20 protein-coding genes are annotated in these 19,510 nt (G+C 63.2%); 12 read left to right on the forward strand and 8 right to left on the reverse strand.

What is annotated here, in order from left to right; translation table 11 throughout:
• Positions 1 to 86: 86 nt before the first annotated feature.
• On the forward strand, positions 87 to 2,450 hold the full coding sequence (locus tag LGH83_RS17530; RefSeq protein ID WP_227401905.1) for an Orn/Lys/Arg decarboxylase N-terminal domain-containing protein: 2,364 nt from the start codon (positions 87 to 89) through the stop codon (positions 2,448 to 2,450).
• A 59-nt stretch (positions 2,451 to 2,509) separates the two neighbouring features.
• Positions 2,510 to 3,049, forward strand: a complete 540-nt coding sequence (locus LGH83_RS17535; protein ID WP_207388238.1) for a GNAT family N-acetyltransferase — start codon at positions 2,510 to 2,512, stop codon at positions 3,047 to 3,049.
• Between the two features lie 78 nt (positions 3,050 to 3,127).
• Here LGH83_RS17535 and ppk2 read toward each other — a convergent pair whose 3' ends face one another.
• Positions 3,128 to 4,054, reverse strand: coding sequence for a polyphosphate kinase 2 (gene ppk2 / locus LGH83_RS17540; protein WP_227399739.1), 927 nt, complete (start codon positions 4,052 to 4,054; stop codon positions 3,128 to 3,130).
• A 124-nt stretch (positions 4,055 to 4,178) separates the two neighbouring features.
• On the opposite strand from ppk2, the gene LGH83_RS17545 reads away from it, so the two are divergent.
• Positions 4,179 to 4,487 (forward strand): hypothetical protein, encoded by a 309-nt coding sequence (locus tag LGH83_RS17545; RefSeq protein WP_227399740.1) that lies wholly within the window; start codon positions 4,179 to 4,181, stop codon positions 4,485 to 4,487.
• A gap of 9 nt (positions 4,488 to 4,496) precedes the next feature.
• Here the strand turns inward: LGH83_RS17545 and phoB are convergent, their stop codons facing one another.
• The 4 genes from phoB to LGH83_RS17565 form a co-directional block, all read right to left on the reverse strand.
• The gene (phoB, locus tag LGH83_RS17550) at positions 4,497 to 5,237 is read right to left on the reverse strand and encodes a phosphate regulon transcriptional regulator PhoB (protein WP_131114739.1); all 741 of its coding nucleotides are present in this window, start codon (positions 5,235 to 5,237) and stop codon (positions 4,497 to 4,499) included.
• Positions 5,238 to 5,383: 146 nt separating this feature from the next.
• Positions 5,384 to 6,106, reverse strand: a complete 723-nt coding sequence (gene phoU / locus LGH83_RS17555) for a phosphate signaling complex protein PhoU (RefSeq protein WP_131114740.1) — start codon at positions 6,104 to 6,106, stop codon at positions 5,384 to 5,386.
• 113 nt (positions 6,107 to 6,219) lie between these two features.
• Positions 6,220 to 7,020 (reverse strand): phosphate ABC transporter ATP-binding protein PstB, encoded by an 801-nt coding sequence (gene pstB, locus LGH83_RS17560; protein WP_131114741.1) that lies wholly within the window; start codon positions 7,018 to 7,020, stop codon positions 6,220 to 6,222.
• Positions 7,021 to 7,252: 232 nt separating this feature from the next.
• On the reverse strand, positions 7,253 to 8,347 hold the full coding sequence (locus LGH83_RS17565) for an ATP-binding protein (protein ID WP_413771066.1): 1,095 nt from the start codon (positions 8,345 to 8,347) through the stop codon (positions 7,253 to 7,255).
• A 263-nt stretch (positions 8,348 to 8,610) separates the two neighbouring features.
• On the opposite strand from LGH83_RS17565, the gene LGH83_RS17570 reads away from it, so the two are divergent.
• The 4 genes from LGH83_RS17570 to LGH83_RS17585 all read left to right on the forward strand — a co-directional run bounded on the left by LGH83_RS17570 (position 8,611) and on the right by LGH83_RS17585 (position 13,023).
• A complete protein-coding gene (locus tag LGH83_RS17570) occupies positions 8,611 to 10,413 on the forward strand; it encodes a DEAD/DEAH box helicase (protein WP_227399741.1) in 1,803 nt (600 codons plus the stop codon).
• Positions 10,414 to 10,423: 10 nt separating this feature from the next.
• Complete coding sequence (locus LGH83_RS17575; protein ID WP_227399742.1) at positions 10,424 to 10,996, forward strand: regulatory protein RecX; 573 nt, start codon at positions 10,424 to 10,426, stop codon at positions 10,994 to 10,996.
• A gap of 136 nt (positions 10,997 to 11,132) precedes the next feature.
• Positions 11,133 to 12,458 carry a chloride channel protein gene (locus LGH83_RS17580; RefSeq protein WP_227399743.1) on the forward strand — a complete coding sequence of 442 codons (1,326 nt, stop codon included), beginning with the start codon at positions 11,133 to 11,135 and terminating at the stop codon, positions 12,456 to 12,458.
• Positions 12,459 to 12,642: 184 nt separating this feature from the next.
• On the forward strand, positions 12,643 to 13,023 hold the full coding sequence (locus LGH83_RS17585) for a hypothetical protein (RefSeq protein ID WP_227399744.1): 381 nt from the start codon (positions 12,643 to 12,645) through the stop codon (positions 13,021 to 13,023).
• Positions 13,024 to 13,071: 48 nt separating this feature from the next.
• Here the strand turns inward: LGH83_RS17585 and LGH83_RS17590 are convergent, their stop codons facing one another.
• The 3 genes from LGH83_RS17590 to LGH83_RS17600 form a co-directional block, all read right to left on the reverse strand.
• On the reverse strand, positions 13,072 to 14,091 hold the full coding sequence (locus LGH83_RS17590; protein ID WP_227399745.1) for a WD40 repeat domain-containing protein: 1,020 nt from the start codon (positions 14,089 to 14,091) through the stop codon (positions 13,072 to 13,074).
• 58 nt (positions 14,092 to 14,149) lie between these two features.
• Entirely contained in the window at positions 14,150 to 15,142 is a 993-nt protein-coding gene (denD, locus tag LGH83_RS17595; protein WP_227399746.1) for a D-erythronate dehydrogenase, read from the reverse strand.
• A gap of 243 nt (positions 15,143 to 15,385) precedes the next feature.
• A complete protein-coding gene (locus tag LGH83_RS17600; protein WP_227399747.1) occupies positions 15,386 to 16,084 on the reverse strand; it encodes a GNAT family N-acetyltransferase in 699 nt (232 codons plus the stop codon).
• Between the two features lie 55 nt (positions 16,085 to 16,139).
• On the opposite strand from LGH83_RS17600, the gene LGH83_RS17605 reads away from it, so the two are divergent.
• From LGH83_RS17605 to LGH83_RS17625, 5 genes are all read left to right on the forward strand, one after another.
• Positions 16,140 to 16,388: a type II toxin-antitoxin system Phd/YefM family antitoxin gene (locus tag LGH83_RS17605; RefSeq protein ID WP_227399748.1), complete on the forward strand. Its 249-nt coding sequence runs from the start codon at positions 16,140 to 16,142 to the stop codon at positions 16,386 to 16,388.
• The gene (locus tag LGH83_RS17610) at positions 16,385 to 16,768 is read left to right on the forward strand and encodes a type II toxin-antitoxin system VapC family toxin (RefSeq protein ID WP_227399749.1); all 384 of its coding nucleotides are present in this window, start codon (positions 16,385 to 16,387) and stop codon (positions 16,766 to 16,768) included. The genes LGH83_RS17605 and LGH83_RS17610 overlap by 4 nt, the downstream gene beginning before the upstream one ends.
• Before the next feature lie 196 nt (positions 16,769 to 16,964).
• Entirely contained in the window at positions 16,965 to 17,426 is a 462-nt protein-coding gene (locus tag LGH83_RS17615; RefSeq protein WP_227399750.1) for a DUF302 domain-containing protein, read from the forward strand.
• Positions 17,423 to 18,415, forward strand: a complete 993-nt coding sequence (locus tag LGH83_RS17620; RefSeq protein WP_227399751.1) for an SLAC1 anion channel family protein — start codon at positions 17,423 to 17,425, stop codon at positions 18,413 to 18,415. Before LGH83_RS17615 ends, LGH83_RS17620 begins: the two co-directional genes overlap by 4 nt.
• A gap of 246 nt (positions 18,416 to 18,661) precedes the next feature.
• The gene (locus LGH83_RS17625) at positions 18,662 to 19,471 is read left to right on the forward strand and encodes a formate/nitrite transporter family protein (protein ID WP_131114751.1); all 810 of its coding nucleotides are present in this window, start codon (positions 18,662 to 18,664) and stop codon (positions 19,469 to 19,471) included.
• The last annotated feature ends 39 nt before the right edge of the window (positions 19,472 to 19,510 follow it).

Raw genomic sequence — 19,510 nt, forward strand, 5'->3', positions numbered from 1 at the left:
GTGACGGACGCGATTCGAGGCGCCGTCACAAGATCGTCAAAGACCGAAGCGTAGGACTAGTTTTTTTCTTCAGGATCGCGAGCCACATGGACTTCTTTCGTCGTTTCACCGTCCTGATCTGCGCGCCCAATTTCGATCCCGACGATCTCGAGGGCGTGCGGGTTCAGCAGATCATCTCCTCGGTCGAGAAACTCGGCTTCGAAGTGGTGCGTGCGCGACGGGTCGACGACGCGGCCATTGCGGTGCAGACCGATGCGGCGATCGGCTGCATGGTCGTGGATTGGGGCAAGCGCGGCCTCGACGGCAAGGCCGCGGCGCTGATCGACCTGATGCGGAAGCGCGGCCTCGAAATGCCGATCATCATCATGGTGCGCCGCAAGCGGCTCGAGGATATTCCGGTCGAGGTGCTGGACTTCATCGACGGCTACATCTTTCTCGCGGAAGAAACGCCGGATTTCATCGCTCGCAATCTCGTCAGCCGTCTGAAGCAATATGCCGAGACGCTGAAGACGCCCTTCTTCGGCGCGCTGGTGGATTATGCGGAGGAGGGGAACCAGCTTTGGACCTGTCCCGGCCATAACGGCGGCATCTTCTACAATCGTAGCCCGATCGGGCGCATCTTCGTCGAACATCTCGGCGAGGCGGTGTTCCGCGACGATCTCGACAATTCGGTGCTCGATCTCGGTGACCTGCTGGTCCACGAGGGGCCGGCCTTGCAGGCCCAAAAGGAAGCGGCTGTCATTTTCGGCGCCGAAAAAACCTATTTCGTGCTCAACGGCACCTCGGCCTCGAACAAGATCGTGCTGTCGGCTCTCGTCACGGACGGCGATCTCGTGCTGTTCGACCGCAACAACCACAAGGCGGCGGTGCATGGCGCGCTCTTCTTGGGCGGTGCCATCCCGGTGTTTCTCGAAACCGATCGCAACGCCTTCGGCCTGATCGGCCCGATCTATCACGAGGCGCTGGACGAAGCGGCCATTCGCGAGAAAATCCGGACCAATCCGCTGATCGAGGACAAGGACGCGTGGCAGCGCGAACGGCCGTTCCGCGTCGCCGTGATCGAGCAATGCACCTATGACGGCACGATCTATAACGCCGAGATGATCTTAGCCAAGATCGGCCACCTTTGCGACTACATCCTGTTCGACGAGGCCTGGGCCGGCTTCATGAAGTTCCATCCGCTATTTGCCGGAAGCTTCGCCATGGGCCTGAAATCTCTGGACGAAACCTCGCCTGGTATCATCGCGACTCAATCCACGCATAAACAGCTCGCGAGCTTTTCGCAGGCCTCGCAGATCCACACCAAGGATAGCCACATCCGCGGGCAGACCCGGCGCGTCGAGCATCGACGCTTCAACGAAAGCTTCCTGCTGCACGCGTCGACCTCGCCCTTCTATCCAATCTTCGCCTCGCTCGATGTCGGCGCACAGATGATGAAGGGCCGCTCCGGCGTCGTGCTGTGGGATGATACGATCCGGCTCGGCATCGAATTGCGGAAGAAGCTCCGCGCGATCCGGCGCGAGTTCGAGGAGAAGGAGCAAGAACCGCTGCGCCGTTGGTTCTTTGATCCCTTCGTGGCCGACAAGGTCAGCCTCCCGCCTCTCGTCGACGGCGACGAGCCGCGGGAAGCCACTTGGGAAAGCGTGCCGACAGACGAACTCGCGGCGGGCCGGCAATATTGGGAATATACGCCGGGCGCGGCCTGGCACGGGTTCACCCATGTGGCCGAGCATTACGCCATGACGGACCCGGCCAAGCTGACCATCCTGACGCCGGGCTTCGACCGGACGACCGGCGCCTATGCGGAGCATGGTGTTCCGGCCCCGATCGTGGCGCAATATCTGCGCGAAAACCGTGTGGTTGCCGAGAAGAACGATTTAAACTCTTTGCTGTTTCTGCTGACGCCGGGCGTCGAGTCCAGCAAGGCCGGTACGTTGATCAGTGCCCTCGTCGCCTTCAAGCGGCTGCATGACGAAAACGTGCCGCTGGAGGAGGCCATGCCGGAATTCGTCAATCGACGCCCCAAGCGGTATCGCGGCCTCCGCTTGCGCGACCTCTGTCACGATTTCCACGCCTTCCACCGCGAGGCCGGCACCAGCGCGATGCAGAAGGCGCAGTTTTCGCCAGCCCATCTGCCCGATATGGTGATGGAGCCGCATGAGGCCGTGAAGCAACTGACCCGCAACAAGGTCGACTATCTGCCGATCGACCAGATCGACGGCCGCATCGCCACCACGCTGATGCTGGTCTATCCGCCCGGCATCGGAACCCTTGTGCCGGGCGAGAGGATCAACGAACGCTCGAAGCCGATGCTGGATTACTTCAAGATGTTCGAGCGCAGCGCCAACCTGTTCCCCGGCTTCGAGGCTGAAATCCAGGGGCTGTATCGGGAAGTCGCCCCGGATGGCGCGATCCGGTTTTATACCTACGTGACGCGCGAGGGGCTTTAACCTTGGAGAGTCCAGGAGAGATCACGATCCGACCGTCGTCGGATGCGGACGTGCCGGCGATGCTGGCCATCTACGCGCACCATATCCAGCGCGGCGTCGGCGAACTCGGCGATTATGAGCCCGAGCCGCCGAATGCCGAGGATTTGAAACGCCGCCGCAAGACGATGCGGAAAAAGCGGCTCCCGCATCTTGTGGCCGAACGGGACGGCGTCGTGGCCGGCTATGCCTATGCGGTGCCGTTTCGCAAGCGCCCCGCTTACCGCTACACGTTGAAACACTCGATCTACGTGCATCACGAACATCTGCATGCCGGCATCGGCCGGCGGTTGCTGCCGGCCTTGATCGAGGCCTGCGCGGCGGGAGGCTATCGGCAGATTATTGGCTATATCGATGGAGCCAACGAGGCCTCGATCCGGCTGCATGAGTCATGCGGCTTCAAGCGCGTCGGCATCCTGCCGTCTGTCGGCTACAAATTCGGCCATTGGAGCGACAGCGTCATGGTCCAATGCGCGCTCGGCGACGGCGATACGACCCAGCCGAACACCTGGATCCACGCCCGCAACATCGCGGCGGATCGATCACATCGGGACCTTCACTGAGCTACACGCCAGTCCTGGCCTGAGGCGCGGTCGTCTGGTGAGTGGCCGACACCCGGAAGCGTCGGCCTTTGGCTTGCCTCAGTAGCGGGACGGCACGTGCATCTCGGCCGGAACCGGGTGACGCACGTAATCGGCATGGTGGATGCGTTCGGGCAGAACCACCGGGGCGCGGGGCACATCCTCGTAAGGGATCTGGCTGAGCAGATGCGCGATGCAATTGAGCCGCGCCTTCTTCTTATCGACCGCCTCGACGACCCACCAGGGCGCTTCCGGAATATGGGTCTTGGCCAGCATCGCTTCCTTGGCCTTGGTGTAATCCTCCCAGCGGCTGCGGGATTCGACATCCATCGGGCTCAGTTTCCACTGCTTGAGCGGATCGTGGATCCGCATGTTGAAGCGGAATTCCTGCTCTTCGTCGGTGATCGAGAACCAATATTTGATCAAGATGATGCCGGACCGGACCAGCATCCGTTCGAACTCTGGAACCGAACGGAAAAATTCTTCGACCTCGGCTTCGGTGCAGAAGCCCATGACGCGCTCGACCCCGGCGCGATTGTACCAGCTGCGATCGAGCAGCACCATTTCACCGGCGGCCGGCAGATGCGCCACATAGCGTTGAAAATACCATTGTGTCCGCTCGCGCTCGCTCGGCGCCGGCAGTGCCACGACGCGGCACACGCGCGGATTGAGCCGCTGGGTGATGCGCTTGATGACCCCGCCCTTGCCGGCGCTGTCCCGACCTTCGAAGACCACCACGACTTTCAGCTTCTGGTGCTGGACCCAATCCTGCAGACGGACGAGATCGCGCTGCAGGCGGAACAACTCCTTAAAATAGACCCGCCGATCGAGCGACTCGCGCTCGGGATGGTCGGAGAGCGAATCCAGCGCCTGTTCGAGGCGGTGATCGTCCATTTCGAGTTCGAGTTCCTCGTCGAAGCTGTCTGCGATCTCGTTCTGGATCCGTTGCACGTCCGACATCGGATTGGGGGTATGCTGGTCGTTCATTCGCGGCTCCAGGGTCTGTCTCATGGCAGTTTCGGATTTTCGGATGGCACGCATGTGACAAGGCCGCTGACAAGCTTGGCGCCACGATGCGGGGAGACGACGACGTCAAATGCACGAGGCCGTCATGGTGTTGATTCAGGTCCTGCTTCCGGTTTTCGACAATGATAGTCGCCTGTTTCCGAAATCGCATTACGAGACGATGGCGGCTGCCCTCACCGAGCGGTTCGGCGGCGTCACCGCCTATACGCGCTCGCCGGCCGAGGGGCATTGGAAACGCGGCGGCCAGCCGACCAGCCGTGACGAGATCGTCGTGATGGAGATCATGTGCGATGACCTCGACCGAGCATGGTGGTCCGACTATCGGCAACATCTCGAGACGATTTTCCGCCAGGAAGCCGTCATTGTCCGCGCGCAGGAGATGATGCTGCTTTAGGGACGGGCCTCAGGCTTTGCCAAAGGTTTCGTCGAAGGAATAGCCCGCGCCGCGCACGGTGCGCAGAGGATCACGTTCCCGCCCGCGCGAGAGTGATTTCCGCAGGCGCCCGACATGCACGTCGACCGTGCGCTCGTCGATCTCAACCGACATGCCCCAGACCCCATCCAACAATTGCGAGCGGGAGAAGACGCGGCCCGGCCGTTCCATCAGATATTCCAGCAAGCGAAATTCCGTCGGGCCAAGATGAACGTCACGTCCGGCTCGGCGCACCCTGCGGGTCTCGCGATCGAGATCGAGGTCGCCAGCCATGAGCCGATTGGCCAGACGCTCCGGCTTCGAGCGACGCAGCAGGGACCGGACCCGCGCCATCAATTCGGGCACCGAGAAGGGTTTCACGACGTAATCGTCGGCTCCGACCGACAGGCCACGCACGCGCTCGCCCTCTTCGCCGCGCGCCGTCAGCATGATGACCGGCAACGTCCGGGTCGATTCACGCGCACGCAGGCGACGGCAAATTTCGAGGCCCGAAACGCCCGGCAGCATCCAATCGAGAATGACGAGATCCGGCGGCATTTCGCTCAGGCGGAGTTCGGCCTCGTCACCGCGCTCCACACGTTCGACCGTGAAGCCTTCCGCCTCGAGATTGTAGGACAGCAGCAACCCCAGCGCCTGTTCGTCTTCGACCACGAGGATGTGCGGCGCCGTCCCGACGGAGCCGCTCTTGATCGTGGTCCGCATGCTATTCATGACGAATGCTCCTTTGCCCGGGCGTCAGGCGGCGTGTCCGCGCCATGAGCCGGGGGGCATGATCGTGATCGGCACATCCTGAACGGCTCGCCGTCGTCTCCGACATGGCCCGGATGATCGACGACACGAGGCGAGCCGATCCAGTCTCAGGCAACCTCATCGGCGGCGTCGGTCGGGATTAGGCTCGACATCCGGCCCTTGGGCCGATCCATCGGCAAGGTTTCGCCGGTGACAAGATAATAGACCGTCTCGGCGATGTTGGTCGTATGATCGCCGACCCGCTCGATATTCTTGGAGCAGAAGAGGAGATGGGCACAGAACGAAATATTGCGTGGATCTTCCATCATAAACGTGAGGAGATCGCGGAAGACCGAATCTTCCAGGGCATCGAGTTCGGCGTCGCGAGTCCAGACCGCCTGAACCTGTTCGACGTCGCGCTGGGCGTAAGCGTCGAGAACGTCCTTCAGCTGCGTCGCCGCCAATTCGTTCATATGCTTCAAACCGATAACGGCGCGAGGCAGGCGCTGCTCGGACGCGATCTTCATGGCGCGGGACGCGATGTTCTTGGCGAGGTCGCCAACCCGTTCGAGATCGCCTGACACTCGAATGGCCGCCACGATCTCGCGCAGATCCATCGCCATCGGCTGACGCTTGGCGATCGTCAGGATCGCGCTGTCTTCGATCTGCCGTTGCAGGATGTCGAGACGCGGGTCCATCGCCACGACCGAACGGGCGAGATCGACGTCGCTATTGGTCAGCGCATCCATCGCGTCGGACAGCATCTTTTCGGCGATGCCGCCCATTTCGGCGATCTTGCGGCCGAGGCTCTCGAGTTCCTTGTCGTAGGCGCTGACGATATGTTCGGGCATTTGAGGTCCTTCGCGGCTGGAGCGGATCATCCGCAAGAGGGTGGGAGGCGGTCGAGCGACTCGATCGTTGCGCGGTGCCGCGCCGTGCGACGATCGCCCGTCTGTCGAAAGCCTTAGCCGAAACGACCCGTGATGTAGTCTTGTGTCCGCGTCTGGGCCGGCGAGGTGAAGATCTTCTTGGTGTCGTCGAATTCGATCAATTCGCCGAGATACATGAAGGCGGTGCGGTCGGACACGCGGGCAGCCTGCTGCATGCTGTGCGTCACGATCACGATCGTGTAGCTCGCCTTCAACTCGTCGATCAGTTCCTCGACGCGTGCCGTCGAGATCGGGTCAAGTGCCGAACAGGGCTCATCGAGCAGGATCACCTCCGGGCTGATCGCCACCGTTCGGGCGATACAGAGGCGCTGTTGCTGACCGCCCGAGAGGCTCAGGCCGCTCGCGTTCAGCTTGTTGCTGACCTCGTTCCACAAGGCGGCGCCGCGCAACGCCTTTTCGACACGTCCGTCGAGCTCGCTTTTCGGCAGCTTCTCGAACAATTTGATGCCAAACGCGATGTTGTCGTAGATCGACATCGGGAACGGCGTCGGCTTTTGAAAAACCATGCCGACCCGCGCGCGGAGCTCGTTCAGATCCTGCTCGGGACGAAGGATGTTCTTCCCGTCGAGCATAACCTCGCCCTCGGCGCGCTGGCGCGGGTACAGATCATACATCCGGTTCAAGATTCGCAGGAGGGTCGATTTTCCGCAGCCCGATGGCCCGATGAAGGCCGTGACCGTGTTGGCGTAGAGCGGAAGCGACACGTCCTTCAGCGCGAGCGAGTCGCCATAGTAGAACTTGAGGTTCTTGATCGACACTTTAACGGGCAGCGTCTGCGTTTGCGGCGCGCTCGCCAATACCGTGTTCACGCTCATTGTAAGTTCCTCGTCCGGCTCGGTCTCGCATCTGCCGTCGACGCGGTGCCGGCCTGGGCCTGCGTGGTAAGTGCCATGTCGATCCCGTCCGTGCGTTCGTTTGCCCGAGCGTTTTCGCCGACCGGCTTCAGAGCGATCTCGATTACCCCGAGCGCACGGGATTTTTACGACAGTTGGATGACGATTTTATAACGCGCCGCTTTGCCCGGTGCTCGGCACGGAGGCAAAACCGTCACCGCGTCGGCTGTGGATAGAGCGGAATCGAAGCCGTGAAGACGCAGCCCTGGCCGACTTCGCTTTCGACCGTCATGCGTCCGCGATGGCGTGCCACGATATGTTTCACGATCGCCAATCCGAGTCCCGTGCCGCCCTTGGCGCGGCTCTGCCCCGCGTCCACGCGGTAGAAGCGCTCGGTCAGTCGCGGCAGATGCTCCGGCGCGATACCGGGGCCGTGATCGCGCACCGTCAGCACGCCGACGCGGCGGTGAATCACGATGCTGATTTCGACATGGCAGGATGCGGGCGCCGCCGCGGCGCCGTCGCGTGGTCGCGGAAGGCCGCCGTATTTGATGGCATTCTCGATCAGATTTTCGGCCACCCGGACGAGTTCGTCGCGATCGCCGGAGACGATGACCGGCTCGCTGCTCTCCACCTCGACGCGGGCGCCGTTCTCCTGAGCCAGAGGCGCGAGCGTGTCGACGACGTGCCTGACGACGGACCCGAGATCGACGGGCTTGTTGGGCTTGAGATGAAGATTTTGCTCGATCCGCGACAGCGACAAGAGATCGTCGACCAGTCGCGCCATACGCCGCGCTTGCTCACCCATGATGGCGAGAAATCGCTCCCTAGCCTTCGCGTCGTCCCGTGCGGGGCCTTGCAGCGTCTCGACGAAGCCGAGAAGGGAGGCAAGCGGCGTCCGCAATTCATGGCTGGCATTGGCCACGAAGTCGACGCGCATCCGCTCGACCCGATGTGTTTCGGTCAGATCGCGGATCGTCAGCACGATCAGGCGCTCCTCCTCCGGAGCGTCGAGCGGGGCGATCGTAACTTCATAGGAGCGTTCGACCGGAACGCGGTCGCGCCACGCGACCGTCTCGGCCAGGCCGGAGGCATGGACGCGATTGACGCCGTCGAGCACGTCAGGATCCCGCAAGCTGAGCGCGAGAAGGTCGCCGGGCCGCACCACCGGCAAAATATCGAGCGCCGGCCCATTCGCCGCGATGATCCGCATGTCCGCGGTGACGACGATGACGGGGCCTGGAAGGGCCGCGATGAGTGCTGAGAGCAGGCGTCGGTCGGATGTGAGCGGTGGATGATCGAGCATCATATGATTTAGCGATGTGGTCCTGTGTCTATCGGAAATGTCGCGCTCTTTTATTGACGGGCTGATGACAAAGGCGCCGTTCTCGTGCTTGTGCGGGTTGGACCTTGTGACGCGACCAGTCCAAGACCTCGTCGTTGCATTGGTCGTCTTACAGATCGCATACGTCTTCGGCGATGATCGACGTTACGACGTAGCCGCATCCAGCAGAATAAACTACAAGACGCTGGCGATCCCTTTATTTCCGCAGTTCAAGGCGTTCATCTTCCGTGCCGTTTCCACCCACCAAATCGACGATCTCTCGTGCTCTCGCCGAGAAGAACTATGAAGAGCCAACACCCGTGCAATCGGCTGTTCTCGCGCCCGAGACGGCCGGGCGCGATCTGCTCGTGTCGGCCCAAACGGGCTCCGGCAAGACCGTGGCCTACGGGCTGGGGCTCGTCGACACGCTGATGGACGCAGAGGCGGACACGTTTTCTCAACCGGGCGCTCCTCTCGCGCTCGTCGTCGCACCGACCCGAGAACTCGCGCTCCAGGTTCAGCGCGAACTGGAGTGGCTCTACCGCTACACCGAGGCCCGCATCGTGGCCTGCGTCGGCGGCATGGACCCACGCAGCGAAACGCGCCGTCTCGCCACGGGCGCCACCATTGTGGTCGGCACGCCCGGCCGTCTGCGCGACCATCTTGAACGCGGCAATCTCGACGTGTCGACCCTGCGGGCGCTAGTGCTCGACGAGGCCGACGAAATGCTCGATATGGGCTTCCGCGAAGATCTCGAGTTCATCCTGCAATCGACACCGCCCGAGCGGCGCACCCTGATGTTCTCGGCCACCATGCCGAAGACCATCAGCGCCATGGCGCGCCGCTACCAGCGTGAGGCTCTTCGGCTCGAGGTCGCGACCGGCGAGCGCGGCCACGCCGATATCGACTACCGCGCCGTCCGGGTCGCGCCGCACGATGTCGAACATGCGGTCGTCAACTTGCTGCGCTTCTATGATTCGCCCAGCACGATCGTGTTTTGCAACACGCGCGATGCGGTCCGCCATCTCGGCGCCACCTTGACCGAACGCGGCTTTGCCGCGGTGCTGCTCTCGGGCGAACTGTCCCAACACGAGCGGAACAGCGCGCTCCAGTCGCTGCGCGATGGCCGCGCTCGCGTTTGCGTCGCGACCGACGTGGCGGCGCGCGGCATCGACTTGCCGAGCCTCAATCTCGTGATCCATGCCGATCTGCCGAACGATCCGGAGGTGCTGCAGCACCGCAGTGGCCGCACCGGCCGCGCCGGCCGCAAGGGGACCAGCATCCTTCTCGTGCCGATGTCGCGCCGTCGTCGTGCCGAGAGCCTGTTGGCGGCTGCGCGCATCCGTTTCGAGTGGGACGGGCCGCCATCGGCGGAATCGATCCGCAAACTCGACGCGGAGCGACTGGTGAGCGACCCCATGATGCTGGAGGAGGGCACCGAGGAGGATCTCGTGCTCGCCAAGAGCCTGCTGTCCGAACGCTCGCCCGAGCAGATCGCTTCCGCTCTGGTGCGCTTATATCGATCGCGCCTGCCGTCTCCCGAGGATGTCTACGATCCGGGTCCCATGCGGGACGTGCGCGCCCCGCGCGACAAAACCGAACGCGCCCCGCGGCCGGAGCCGAGCCCCCGCTTCAAGACCGATCGTCCCGTTCGCCAGAATGACGGGGCGCCCTCTTCGCCGTCGTCGGGTCCGCGCAATGGCAAGAGCATCTGGTTCCGGATGGATATCGGTCGCCGCAACGAGGCTGATCCGCGCTGGCTTCTGCCGATGATCTGCCGCCGCGGCAAGATCACCAAGGCCGATATCGGAGCCATTCGCATTTTCGACAAGGAAACCAAGTTCGAAGTCGCCGAAGGCGCGGCCGACCGGTTGATCGCCGCCACCAAGAACAACGAGGGCGAGGAGATCCGGATCGAGCTTCTCGGGCCGGATGGCGCGCCAAGCGGCAAGCCGCCGAGCCGCGACGGACATCGCGCTCACGCGGCGCCGAACAGGACGATCGATCCGGGCGGCGAGCGGCCCCGCAAGGCACGCCCCCCTCGCGATTGACGGGACGGCCATGAGCCGGGACGACCCCGCCGTTAAGCCAGTTTTGAAGCCGGAAACACTGGTCAGGATGGCGACCTACTACCTTGCGCGGCATTCGGCGTCGGCCGATCGTCTGCGCGAGGTTCTGGCCCGCAAGATCACGCGTCGCCTTCAGGGTGACGATGGCGGACGGCCCGATGCCGAGGCGTTGCGGGCCATGATCGATCCGGTGGTCGAGCGATTGACCCGGATCGGTCTGCTGGACGATGCCGCTTTTGCGCGCGGCAGAGCCAACAGCCTCGCGGCCAAAGGTCGACCGGCCTGGCGCATCAAGGCCGATTTGGCGCAGGCCGGCGTCGATGCCGATGAGGCCGGGCTGAGCGAGGTTCTCGACAGCCTCGATCCGCTGTCACAGGCGGGCATCTGGGCGCGCCGGCGTCGGCTCGGCCCGTTTCGGATCCGTGATCGGGCAGCCCATCGAGAACGCGATATCGCGAGCCTCGCACGTGCTGGCTTTCCGGTCGGCGTGGCCAAACAAGTAATCGACGACGATGGCACCCTGACCGAGAGAGACGATCCGGGCATCGGTTTGAACCAGGACTGAGCGGCACCGGGAAGCGGCACGGCTCGACCGATCGCCGTTTCGCGGTCGATCGCATGATCAATCCTGTAGCCACGGCGCGTCCGATGGGTCAAAGCAGGCATCCGTTGACCTTCCTGCTGAGACGATGCCGCCGACCATGACCGATCCTGTTGCTTATCATCGCCGTGCCGGCCGACATGTTCGTCATGTCTGGTGGCCGATGTGGCGTCGTCGTGCCCTTTTCGTCGTCGGCGGACTTGCGGTCGGCGGTTTGGCTGTCGCGATGGCCAAAATGGCCGATGCGGCGCAGGGTCTTTTCCACGGCATGGTGACGATGTGGCCGTGGGCGCCGTTCGTGCTCGGGCCGGGCGGCTTCGCGCTCGCCGCGTGGCTCACCAGCGCCTTTTTCCCAGGCGCGCAGGGAAGCGGCATCCCGCAGGTGATCGCCGCCCATCACATGCAGGATATGCAACTCCGCTCAAAACTGGTGTCGCTCCGGATCGCTGGCGGCAAGATCGTGCTTCTGCTTCTCGGCTTGGTCTGCGGCGCCTCGGCCGGGCGCGAAGGGCCGACCGTCCAGGTCGGTGCGTCCACCATGTTCTTTTTCGGTCGCCTCGAGCCGCATCGACAACCGGGCCTGCTGCTGGCTGGATCCGCGGCCGGGATCGCGGCGGCTTTCAACGCGCCGCTCGCCGGCATCATCTTCGGGATCGAGGAGATGAGCCGCTCCTTCGAGGTTCGAGCCAGCGGTCTCGTGCTCGGCACGGTGATCGCTGCCGGACTGACCTCGCTGGCGGTCGTCGGCGACTACACGTATTTCGGCTCGACATCGGCAAGCTTGCCGATCGGGCCGCAATGGATCGCGGTGCTGGTCGCCGGCGTGATCTGCGGACTCGCGGGCGGCTTGTTCAGCCGTATTCTGATCGTCGTCGCGACCGGTTTCGTGCATCCGGCCGGACGATGGATCAAGACCAAGCCGATCCTGTTTGCGGCTTTATGCGGGCTTGGGTTGGCGTTGTGCGGGCTGGCCGGTGCGGGTTCGATCTTTGGCACGGGCTACGAACAGGCGCAGACCATCTTGCGTGGCAATGCGACGCTGACGCCTTTATTCGGGCCATTGAAGCTGTTCGCCACGGCCTTGTCGTCGGTGAGCGGCATTCCGGGTGGTATCTTTTCGCCCTCGTTGGCGGTCGGCGCCGGTCTGGCTCAGGATCTCGCGCCGCTCTTGCCGCAGGTCCCGCTCAGCGTGCTCGCCGTCCTCTGCATGACGGCCTATTTGACCGGCGTCGTGCAGGCGCCACTGACCTCCTTCGTGATCGTGTCGGAGATGACCGAGAACCACGCGCTGGTGATTCCGATCATGCTCGCCTCGCTTGTGGCGCAGGCGGCTTCCAAGCTCGTCTGCAAGGAGGGGGTGTATCACGCGCTGTCGACCCAATTCATGCCGATCCAAGCGCCGAAGGCGCTTGCAACCGACCATTAACGGTGATCGCCACGCATCGTCTTTCAGCAGGCTGTAAGCGAACCGAATGTGTCGGCCAGCATTGTAGCTTTGCTGCCGCTGAGACCAATCGAAACAAGGGTCGCGAGCCACTTGGGCTCTCAGGCGCCGACCGGATCAAAGGACTTTAACGATGCGTAGTCTAATTGTTGGATGTGCTCTTCTGATGATCGGCAGCTGCGGAGCTTTGGCTCAGCAGGATACCCCCACCGTGCAGGGCGGATCGCCGAACGCACCAGCGCCGGCCGTGCCGACGACCCCAACCCCCGCTCCGGCCCCGGTGGCTCCCGCACCTGTGGCACCGGCTCCCGCACCGGCGCCAGCCCCGATGGCTCCTGCGGCGGCCGCTCCCGCCCCGATGACCAAGCCCGATGCCGACATGACCATGAAGAAGCCGGCCATGAAGAAGCGGATGTCCCATAAGGGCATGATGATGCATCATCACAAGCGCATGATGCATCATCGTCGGATGATGCGGCACCATTATCGCATGATGCATCGCCATCACATTCCGGCGGCGCATAACCGTTACAACAAGGGCTTCTAAGCGGCTTTTGGTCGGGCGGTCCGTCGTGACCGCCCTATCTTGCTGGCTTCAGCCCGGTAGCGTGAGCAACCCTGCGGCGCCCTTGCGGGTGCCGAACAGCAACTGTTTCCCATCGCGGTCCCAAGCCAGCGCACTCACCGGGTCGGCCGTGCCTGGGTCGGTCTTACGAATGAGAATTTCGGACGCATCCGTCAACCGGCATAGGAGGACGAAACCGTCCTCGTAGCCCATCGCCAAGACCAGCGTCTTCGGATGAAACGCGACCTGCGACACCCGCGACGACCGAACGCCACATTCGCGCGGTGCCTTTCCCATCGGCCCCGTTTTCGAATCGAACGGCCAAACCACACAGGCGTCCGCGCCGGACGTCGCTAACCAATCGCCATCATGCGACCAGGCGAGCGACCGCGATTTTGACGGATAGCCCTGCATTCGCATGTGCTGGCCGTCGGCGAGCCGCCAACCGTGCAAAGAATTTTCCTGCATCGAGGTGACAAGGAAGCGGTTATCCGGCGACACCGTCACATCAAGATGCGAACCCTTCCACTCGAACACCTCCGGTATGCTCGCGGTGTTCGGGTACCAGAGCGTGGCGCCATTATAATGCGACACGGCGAGGCGATAGCCTTTGGGCGCAAATGCCAGGCCCCTTGCCGAAGTGGGTGCCAACCATGATTTCACCTCGCCCTTCGGGCTGCGCGATCGAACTTGCCGCCCGGCCGCCCACGCCACCGTGCCATCCTCCCGCACCGCTAGGGCGTCGATCCATTTCCCCGCTTCCTGCGCAATGTCCTGCGTCGATCCATCCGCGCTCGTCGCGACAAGCCGTCCGTCGTCACCGCCCGTGATCATTCGGGATCCCTGGACCGCTGCCGCCAGGATCGCGCCATCGGGGTGAGCCGATATGCGACGCTCCTCGCCGATGGGCGCCAGCACCACGGTTCCGTCGCCCAGCGCCAGCGCCGGCGTTCTCCCCAGGAAGGCGGCTGCCGTCACGTGAGCGCCAGCCTCGATCGGCTGAACGAGGCTGGTAAGCGAATCGGTGGGTTTGACGGACGGTGCGGTCATGTGTTCCGGCGAGGTTGCGGCGCGACCGAACGATAGTCCGCGCCAATGATAGACTGTATCATTGGCCCAATTCGTCCTCGAGATGAACCCGGATAATGCTGTCGAAGTCGCGCTCAGCCGTGAAGCCAAGCGCCTCGGCGCGGCTCGGCTCGAAACTTTGCGGCCAATTGGCCACGATCGCTTCGATGAAGGGATCGGGCTGGCGGCGGATCAGGGCGACGGCGCTCTCGCCGGCCACGCGCCGCATCGCCTCGATCTGTTCGCCGACCGTGACCGACACGCCGGGCATCGACAAGGTGCGGCGTTGGCCGACGCGTCCGCCATCGATCGTCGCGGCATGCAGGAGAAAACCGACGGCCGAGCGTGGCGAGGCATGCCAATGACGCACATCCTCGCCGACAGGGAGGACCGCTTCCTGCCCGGCGAGCGGCTCTCGGATGATGTTCGAGAAGAATCCGGATGCGGCCGCATTGGGTTTGCCGGGCCGAACCGAGATGGTGGGAAGCCGGATGCCGATGCCATCGACGAAGCCCTTGCGGGTGTAATCGGCGAGGAGCAGTTCGCAGATGGCTTTCTGCGTTCCGTAGCTGGTCATCGGCGCGCACAGGAACTCATCGTCGATTGTGGCGGGGAAGGGCGCGCCGAAGACCGCGATCGATGAGGTGAAGACGATGCGGGGCCGGTAGGGGCGGGGGCTGTCTGCAACGGACGATACGCCTTCGGTGCGGATCGCATCGAGCAAGAAGCGCAGGCCATCCATGTTGATCGCGTAGCCTTTGTCGAAGTCCTTTTCGGCCTCACCCGATACGATGGCGGCAAGCTGGAAGATCACGTCTGGGCGTTTGGCGATCAGCCGGGGCGCTGCCGCCGGATCGGCGACGTCGATGGTGCCCGTCTCGATCATGAAGGGCGCGTCGACGCGCGCCGGTTCGACAACGTCGACGAGATCCAGCGCGTCGATGGGGTGGGATCCGAGCGTCCCATCTCGAACGAGCCGAGCCGTAAGCTTCCGGCCGACCATGCCGGCCGCCCCGATGATGAGAATACGCATGATCGATCCTTTTATGAGGAAGTCAGAGCAAAAAGCCGTCGGCAGGGGATATCGAACGCAGTCGACGTGACGCGGCGCAACAGCCTCTCGGCGTGACGAGCCCCACGCCAAACCCGTGATGCGCTGCCATCAGAACCGCCGTCTCGCCGGCTGCTTGGTCTGCCATGGCCCTCTCTCCATCCCTTGCGGGCGGTCTTGGCCGCCTTCGCCGATCCTGAGCATGATCGCGGCCGAGCCGCAAGGTCAGGCGGTCGGCGGCCGCAGCGCCGCAAGTGACCGACGCTGGCGTCCATCGGCGTCGAAATTTTCGGAAGCGAGCCAGCCCTCGAAAGCCCTGCCGCAAGGGGGCCATTCTGTGTCGAGGATCGAGAACCAAGCCGTGTCGCGGTTGCGGCCCTTGACGATCATGTGCTGCCGGAAAACGCCTTCGAACGTGAAGCCGAGACGGTGGGCGGCCAGGCGCGAGGGCTCATTCATGGCGTTGCACTTCCACTCATAGCGTCGATAGCCGAGCGTCTCGAACACGTGGCGGGCCAGCAGCGCCATGCTCTCGGTCGCGCCGGGCGTCCGCTGAAGCGGCGCGCCGAACATGATGTTGCCGACCTCGATCACGCGATGAACCACGTCGATTCGCATCAGCGCCGCATGGCCGACCACCTTGCGGGAGCCATTGTCCACGATGGCGAAGAAGAGCGGATCGGTCGACGCGGCTTTTTGAGCGATGTTGGCCGCAAAAACGGCGCGGTCCGAGAACGGCCCGTCGAACATATAGGTCCAGAGATCGTCGCGGCCCGGGCCGCAAGCGGCATCGAACAGCGCATCGGCATGGTCGGCCTCGAGCGGAACGAGCGTGACGAAGCGCCCTGTCAAGGTGATACGCTCGGGGCGCAGGGCCGGATCGGGATCAACGAGCGGGCCGATGGGAAGAGCAGGCTGGGTCATGCTTGAACTCGACAGGACGATTAGCTAAGTTAGCTTAGCAATCTGGGCCGAGCCGATGCAAGTCACTGTCCACGCCGCCAAGACCAACCTCTCCAAACTGATCGAAGCGGCCTTAAAAGGCGAAGAGGTCATCATTGCACGCGGTGATCGCCCGGTTGTCCGACTGGTCCCGGTCGCGAAAAAGAACCCTTTCAAGTTCGACACGATGGCCGACCGTTTGACGGGACAGGGTCCCGATTTCTTCAAGCCATTGGATGAAAGCGACCTCAGCCTTTGGGAGGGCGGCGGAGCCGATCGCTTGTGAAAGCCGTCCTGATCGACACGCATGCATTGGCTTGGGGATTATACGCGAGTCATCGGCTCTCAAACGTCGCGAGAACGACGATCGGCGAAGCCGAGAGTGCCTTCGTCAGCCCCGCCTCACTTTACGAACTGGCGCAGAAGGTTCGGCTTGGCAAATGGCCGGAGATGGCGCCGTTTCTGCCGAACCTGATTGATGAACTTGTCGAGCAAGGCATCGAGATGGTTCAGCTTGACGCAAAAATCTGCGTTTTGGCGGGTTCGATGGCCTGGCCACACCGCGATCCGTTCGACCGCCTTCTGGCCGCTACCGCGCTTTCCCATGCCGTTCCAATCGTCTCGGCCGACTCGATTTTCGATGGGATTGTCAGCCGGATTTGGTGAGGGAGTTGAAGGTTGATCCGAGCGTCGTCGTGATCGTGTCACGGAGTTGCTCGAGTCTCCCTGTGTTAGCTTCATTCGGCCGCTCCGAGCTGGCGAGACCCGACCGCGTCGTAGCGCGATCCGGTTCGCGCCCGAACGTTTTCCTGCGTCGGATCCGCAAAGATTCACACTAGACACGGTGAACGAAGAGTATCGGATGATGACCGGCGACACGTGGGGGATCACGCGGAGCATCGCCATGACGGAAGAGGGGGTCATCATGAGCGGCACAAACACATCCGATATCATCGAAACCGTGTCGGCCCTCTCGTTCGAGGCGACGCTCCAGCGGCTGACCGACGTCATTAGCGGAGCCGGCCTGACCCTGTTCAGTCGGATCGACCATCACGACGGGGCGCGTCAGGTTGGGCTGGAGATGCCGCCCACGACGGTGCTGATCTATGGACATCCGAAAGGCGGAACGCCGCTTATGCTGGCCGCCCCATCGGCCGCGCTCGATTTGCCGCTCCGCGTCCTCGTGCGCCTGCGGGATGATGGGCTGACCGTGATCGCCTTCCACCCCATGGCCAAGGTCCTGCGGGACGCTGGTGTCCCCGAGGATCTCGCGGGTCGGTTGGATGCGGCGCAACAGCTTTTGGTAAAAGCGGTCACAGCATGAGCGAGGCCCAGACGATTCTTCCGCCCGGCGCGCCCTTGCTCGACTATCTGCCGGTGGGCCTTTTCGGCTCAGTGATGGGATTGACCGGCCTCTCCATCGCCTGGCGGCTCGCCCATACCCACTTCGGTGCGCCCGAATGGATCGCCTTGACGATCGCGGCGGTGGCGATCGTCGCCTTCGTGGTGGTGGCGATTGCCTATCTTGTGAAGCTGGTCACGGCCTTTGCGGTCGTCCGGACCGAGTTCAGGCACCCCATCGCGGGCAATCTGTTCGGCACGGTTCTGATCAGCCTTCTCTTGCTGCCGATCCCGCTAAACCCCTTCGCACACCAACTCGCCCAAGGTCTCTGGATGGTCGGCGCAGTGGGAATGGTGCTGTTCGCCGTGCTGATCGTCTCGCGTTGGATGAGCGACCGACAGCAGGTCGCCCACGCGACGCCGGCCTGGATCATACCGGTCGTCGGATTGCTGGACGTGCCGCTCGCGATCCCGACGCTCGATTTGCCTCCGCTGCACGGCCTGATGGTCTTTTCTCTCGCGGTCGGTCTGTTTTTTGCCGTCCCGCTCTTCACGCTCGTGTTTTCGCGGTTGCTTTTTGAGCCTCCGCTCCCCGACCCGCTGAAGCCGTCACTGCTGATCCTCGTTGCGCCTTTCGCGGTCGGCTATTCGACCTATACGGTCACGGTCGGGCAAACGGATCTCTTTTCCGAAGTGCTCTACATGTTGACGCTGTTCATGCTGGCGGTGCTGCTCGGGCAATTGCGGAACCTGCCCGTCTGCTGCCCGTTCCGCGTCTCCTGGTGGGCCGTGAGTTTTCCGCTCGCAGCGAGCAGCATTGCGGCGCTTCGCTTTGCGGTGAGCGAGCCCGGCCTGATCACGGACGGGATCGCCATCGCGCTGCTCGGTTTGGCGACGCTGGTCATCATCGGGCTTCTCGGTCGCACATTATTCGGCGTTGTGACCGGCGAGTTGCGAACCCTGAGCAGTTAAGCGTTCGTCGTCGTCGACCACCGACCCGACGGTCAGCGCGGCTTTTTCGCTCTCACGCCCTGAGGCGGGAACCCTTTGCTTGGGCCATCGAGTTGGCTTGCGTTCGGCGCATGTCGCTGGCGTACCGCGTGAGCGTCGGTGCTCCCGCCGGACGCATCGAGGTTTTGCGAAAGGGGCACATGCGTGGCCGAGGCCGATAACGATCAGGTAGATGACCAGGCGCATGCGCTCAGCGCCGCGTCCAACATGACGGACGTTTCAGACGCCGAGCGGGACATCATCGAAGCCCATAGCCGCCCCAATGCGGCGCTGATCCACGAGACGATCCGGGCCGAGGGTGAAAGCGAAATCGCCCGGCCCGTCAAAGCGCTCCTGTTTTCTGGGCTCGCGGCCGGTCTCGCGATGGGTTTTTCTCTCATCGCCGAGGGCGTTCTCCGCGCGCATCTACCCGACGCGCCCTGGCGGGATCTCGTCAGCAAACTCGGCTATTCGGTCGGATTTCTCATCGTGGTGCTCGGCCGCCAGCAGCTCTTTTCCGAGAATACGATCACGCCGATTCTGCCGCTTCTCTATAACCGCGATCTGCGAACGCTCGGCCTCGTGGCGCGGCTGTGGGGGCTGGTTCTCGTGGCCAACATCGTCGGGACCTGGATCGTTGCCGCAGTGCTCGCCAAAACAGATCTCTTCACCGCCGAGATCCGGACGGTTTTCGCAACCATCAGCCAGCATGCCATCGAGGCGTCGTTCGGCCTCACTCTCCTCAAAGCGATTTTCGCGGGCTGGCTGATTGCTCTGATGGTGTGGCTGATGCCGGGCGCCGGCGAGTCGCGATCCTCCCTGATCGTGCTGCTCACATGGTTGGTTTCGGTCGCGGGATTTGCCCACATTATCGCAGGCTCGGTCGAAGTGAGCTTTCTGGTCGTTTCGGATCAGGCCAGCCTTGCCGATTATGTGGGGCGCTTTTTCGTGCCAACCCTTCTCGGAAACGTGCTTGGCGGCGTGACCCTCGTGTCCGCCCTCAACTATGGGCAGGTCGTGAGCGATCTGAAGGAATGACGGACCGGAAGCGAAGGCGCGGTCGCGCGTGCTGGTGTG

The sequence above is a fragment of the Lichenihabitans sp. PAMC28606 genome (assembly GCF_020616535.1).
In the GTDB taxonomy this organism is placed as follows: Bacteria; Pseudomonadota; Alphaproteobacteria; order Rhizobiales; family Beijerinckiaceae; genus Lichenihabitans; species Lichenihabitans psoromatis.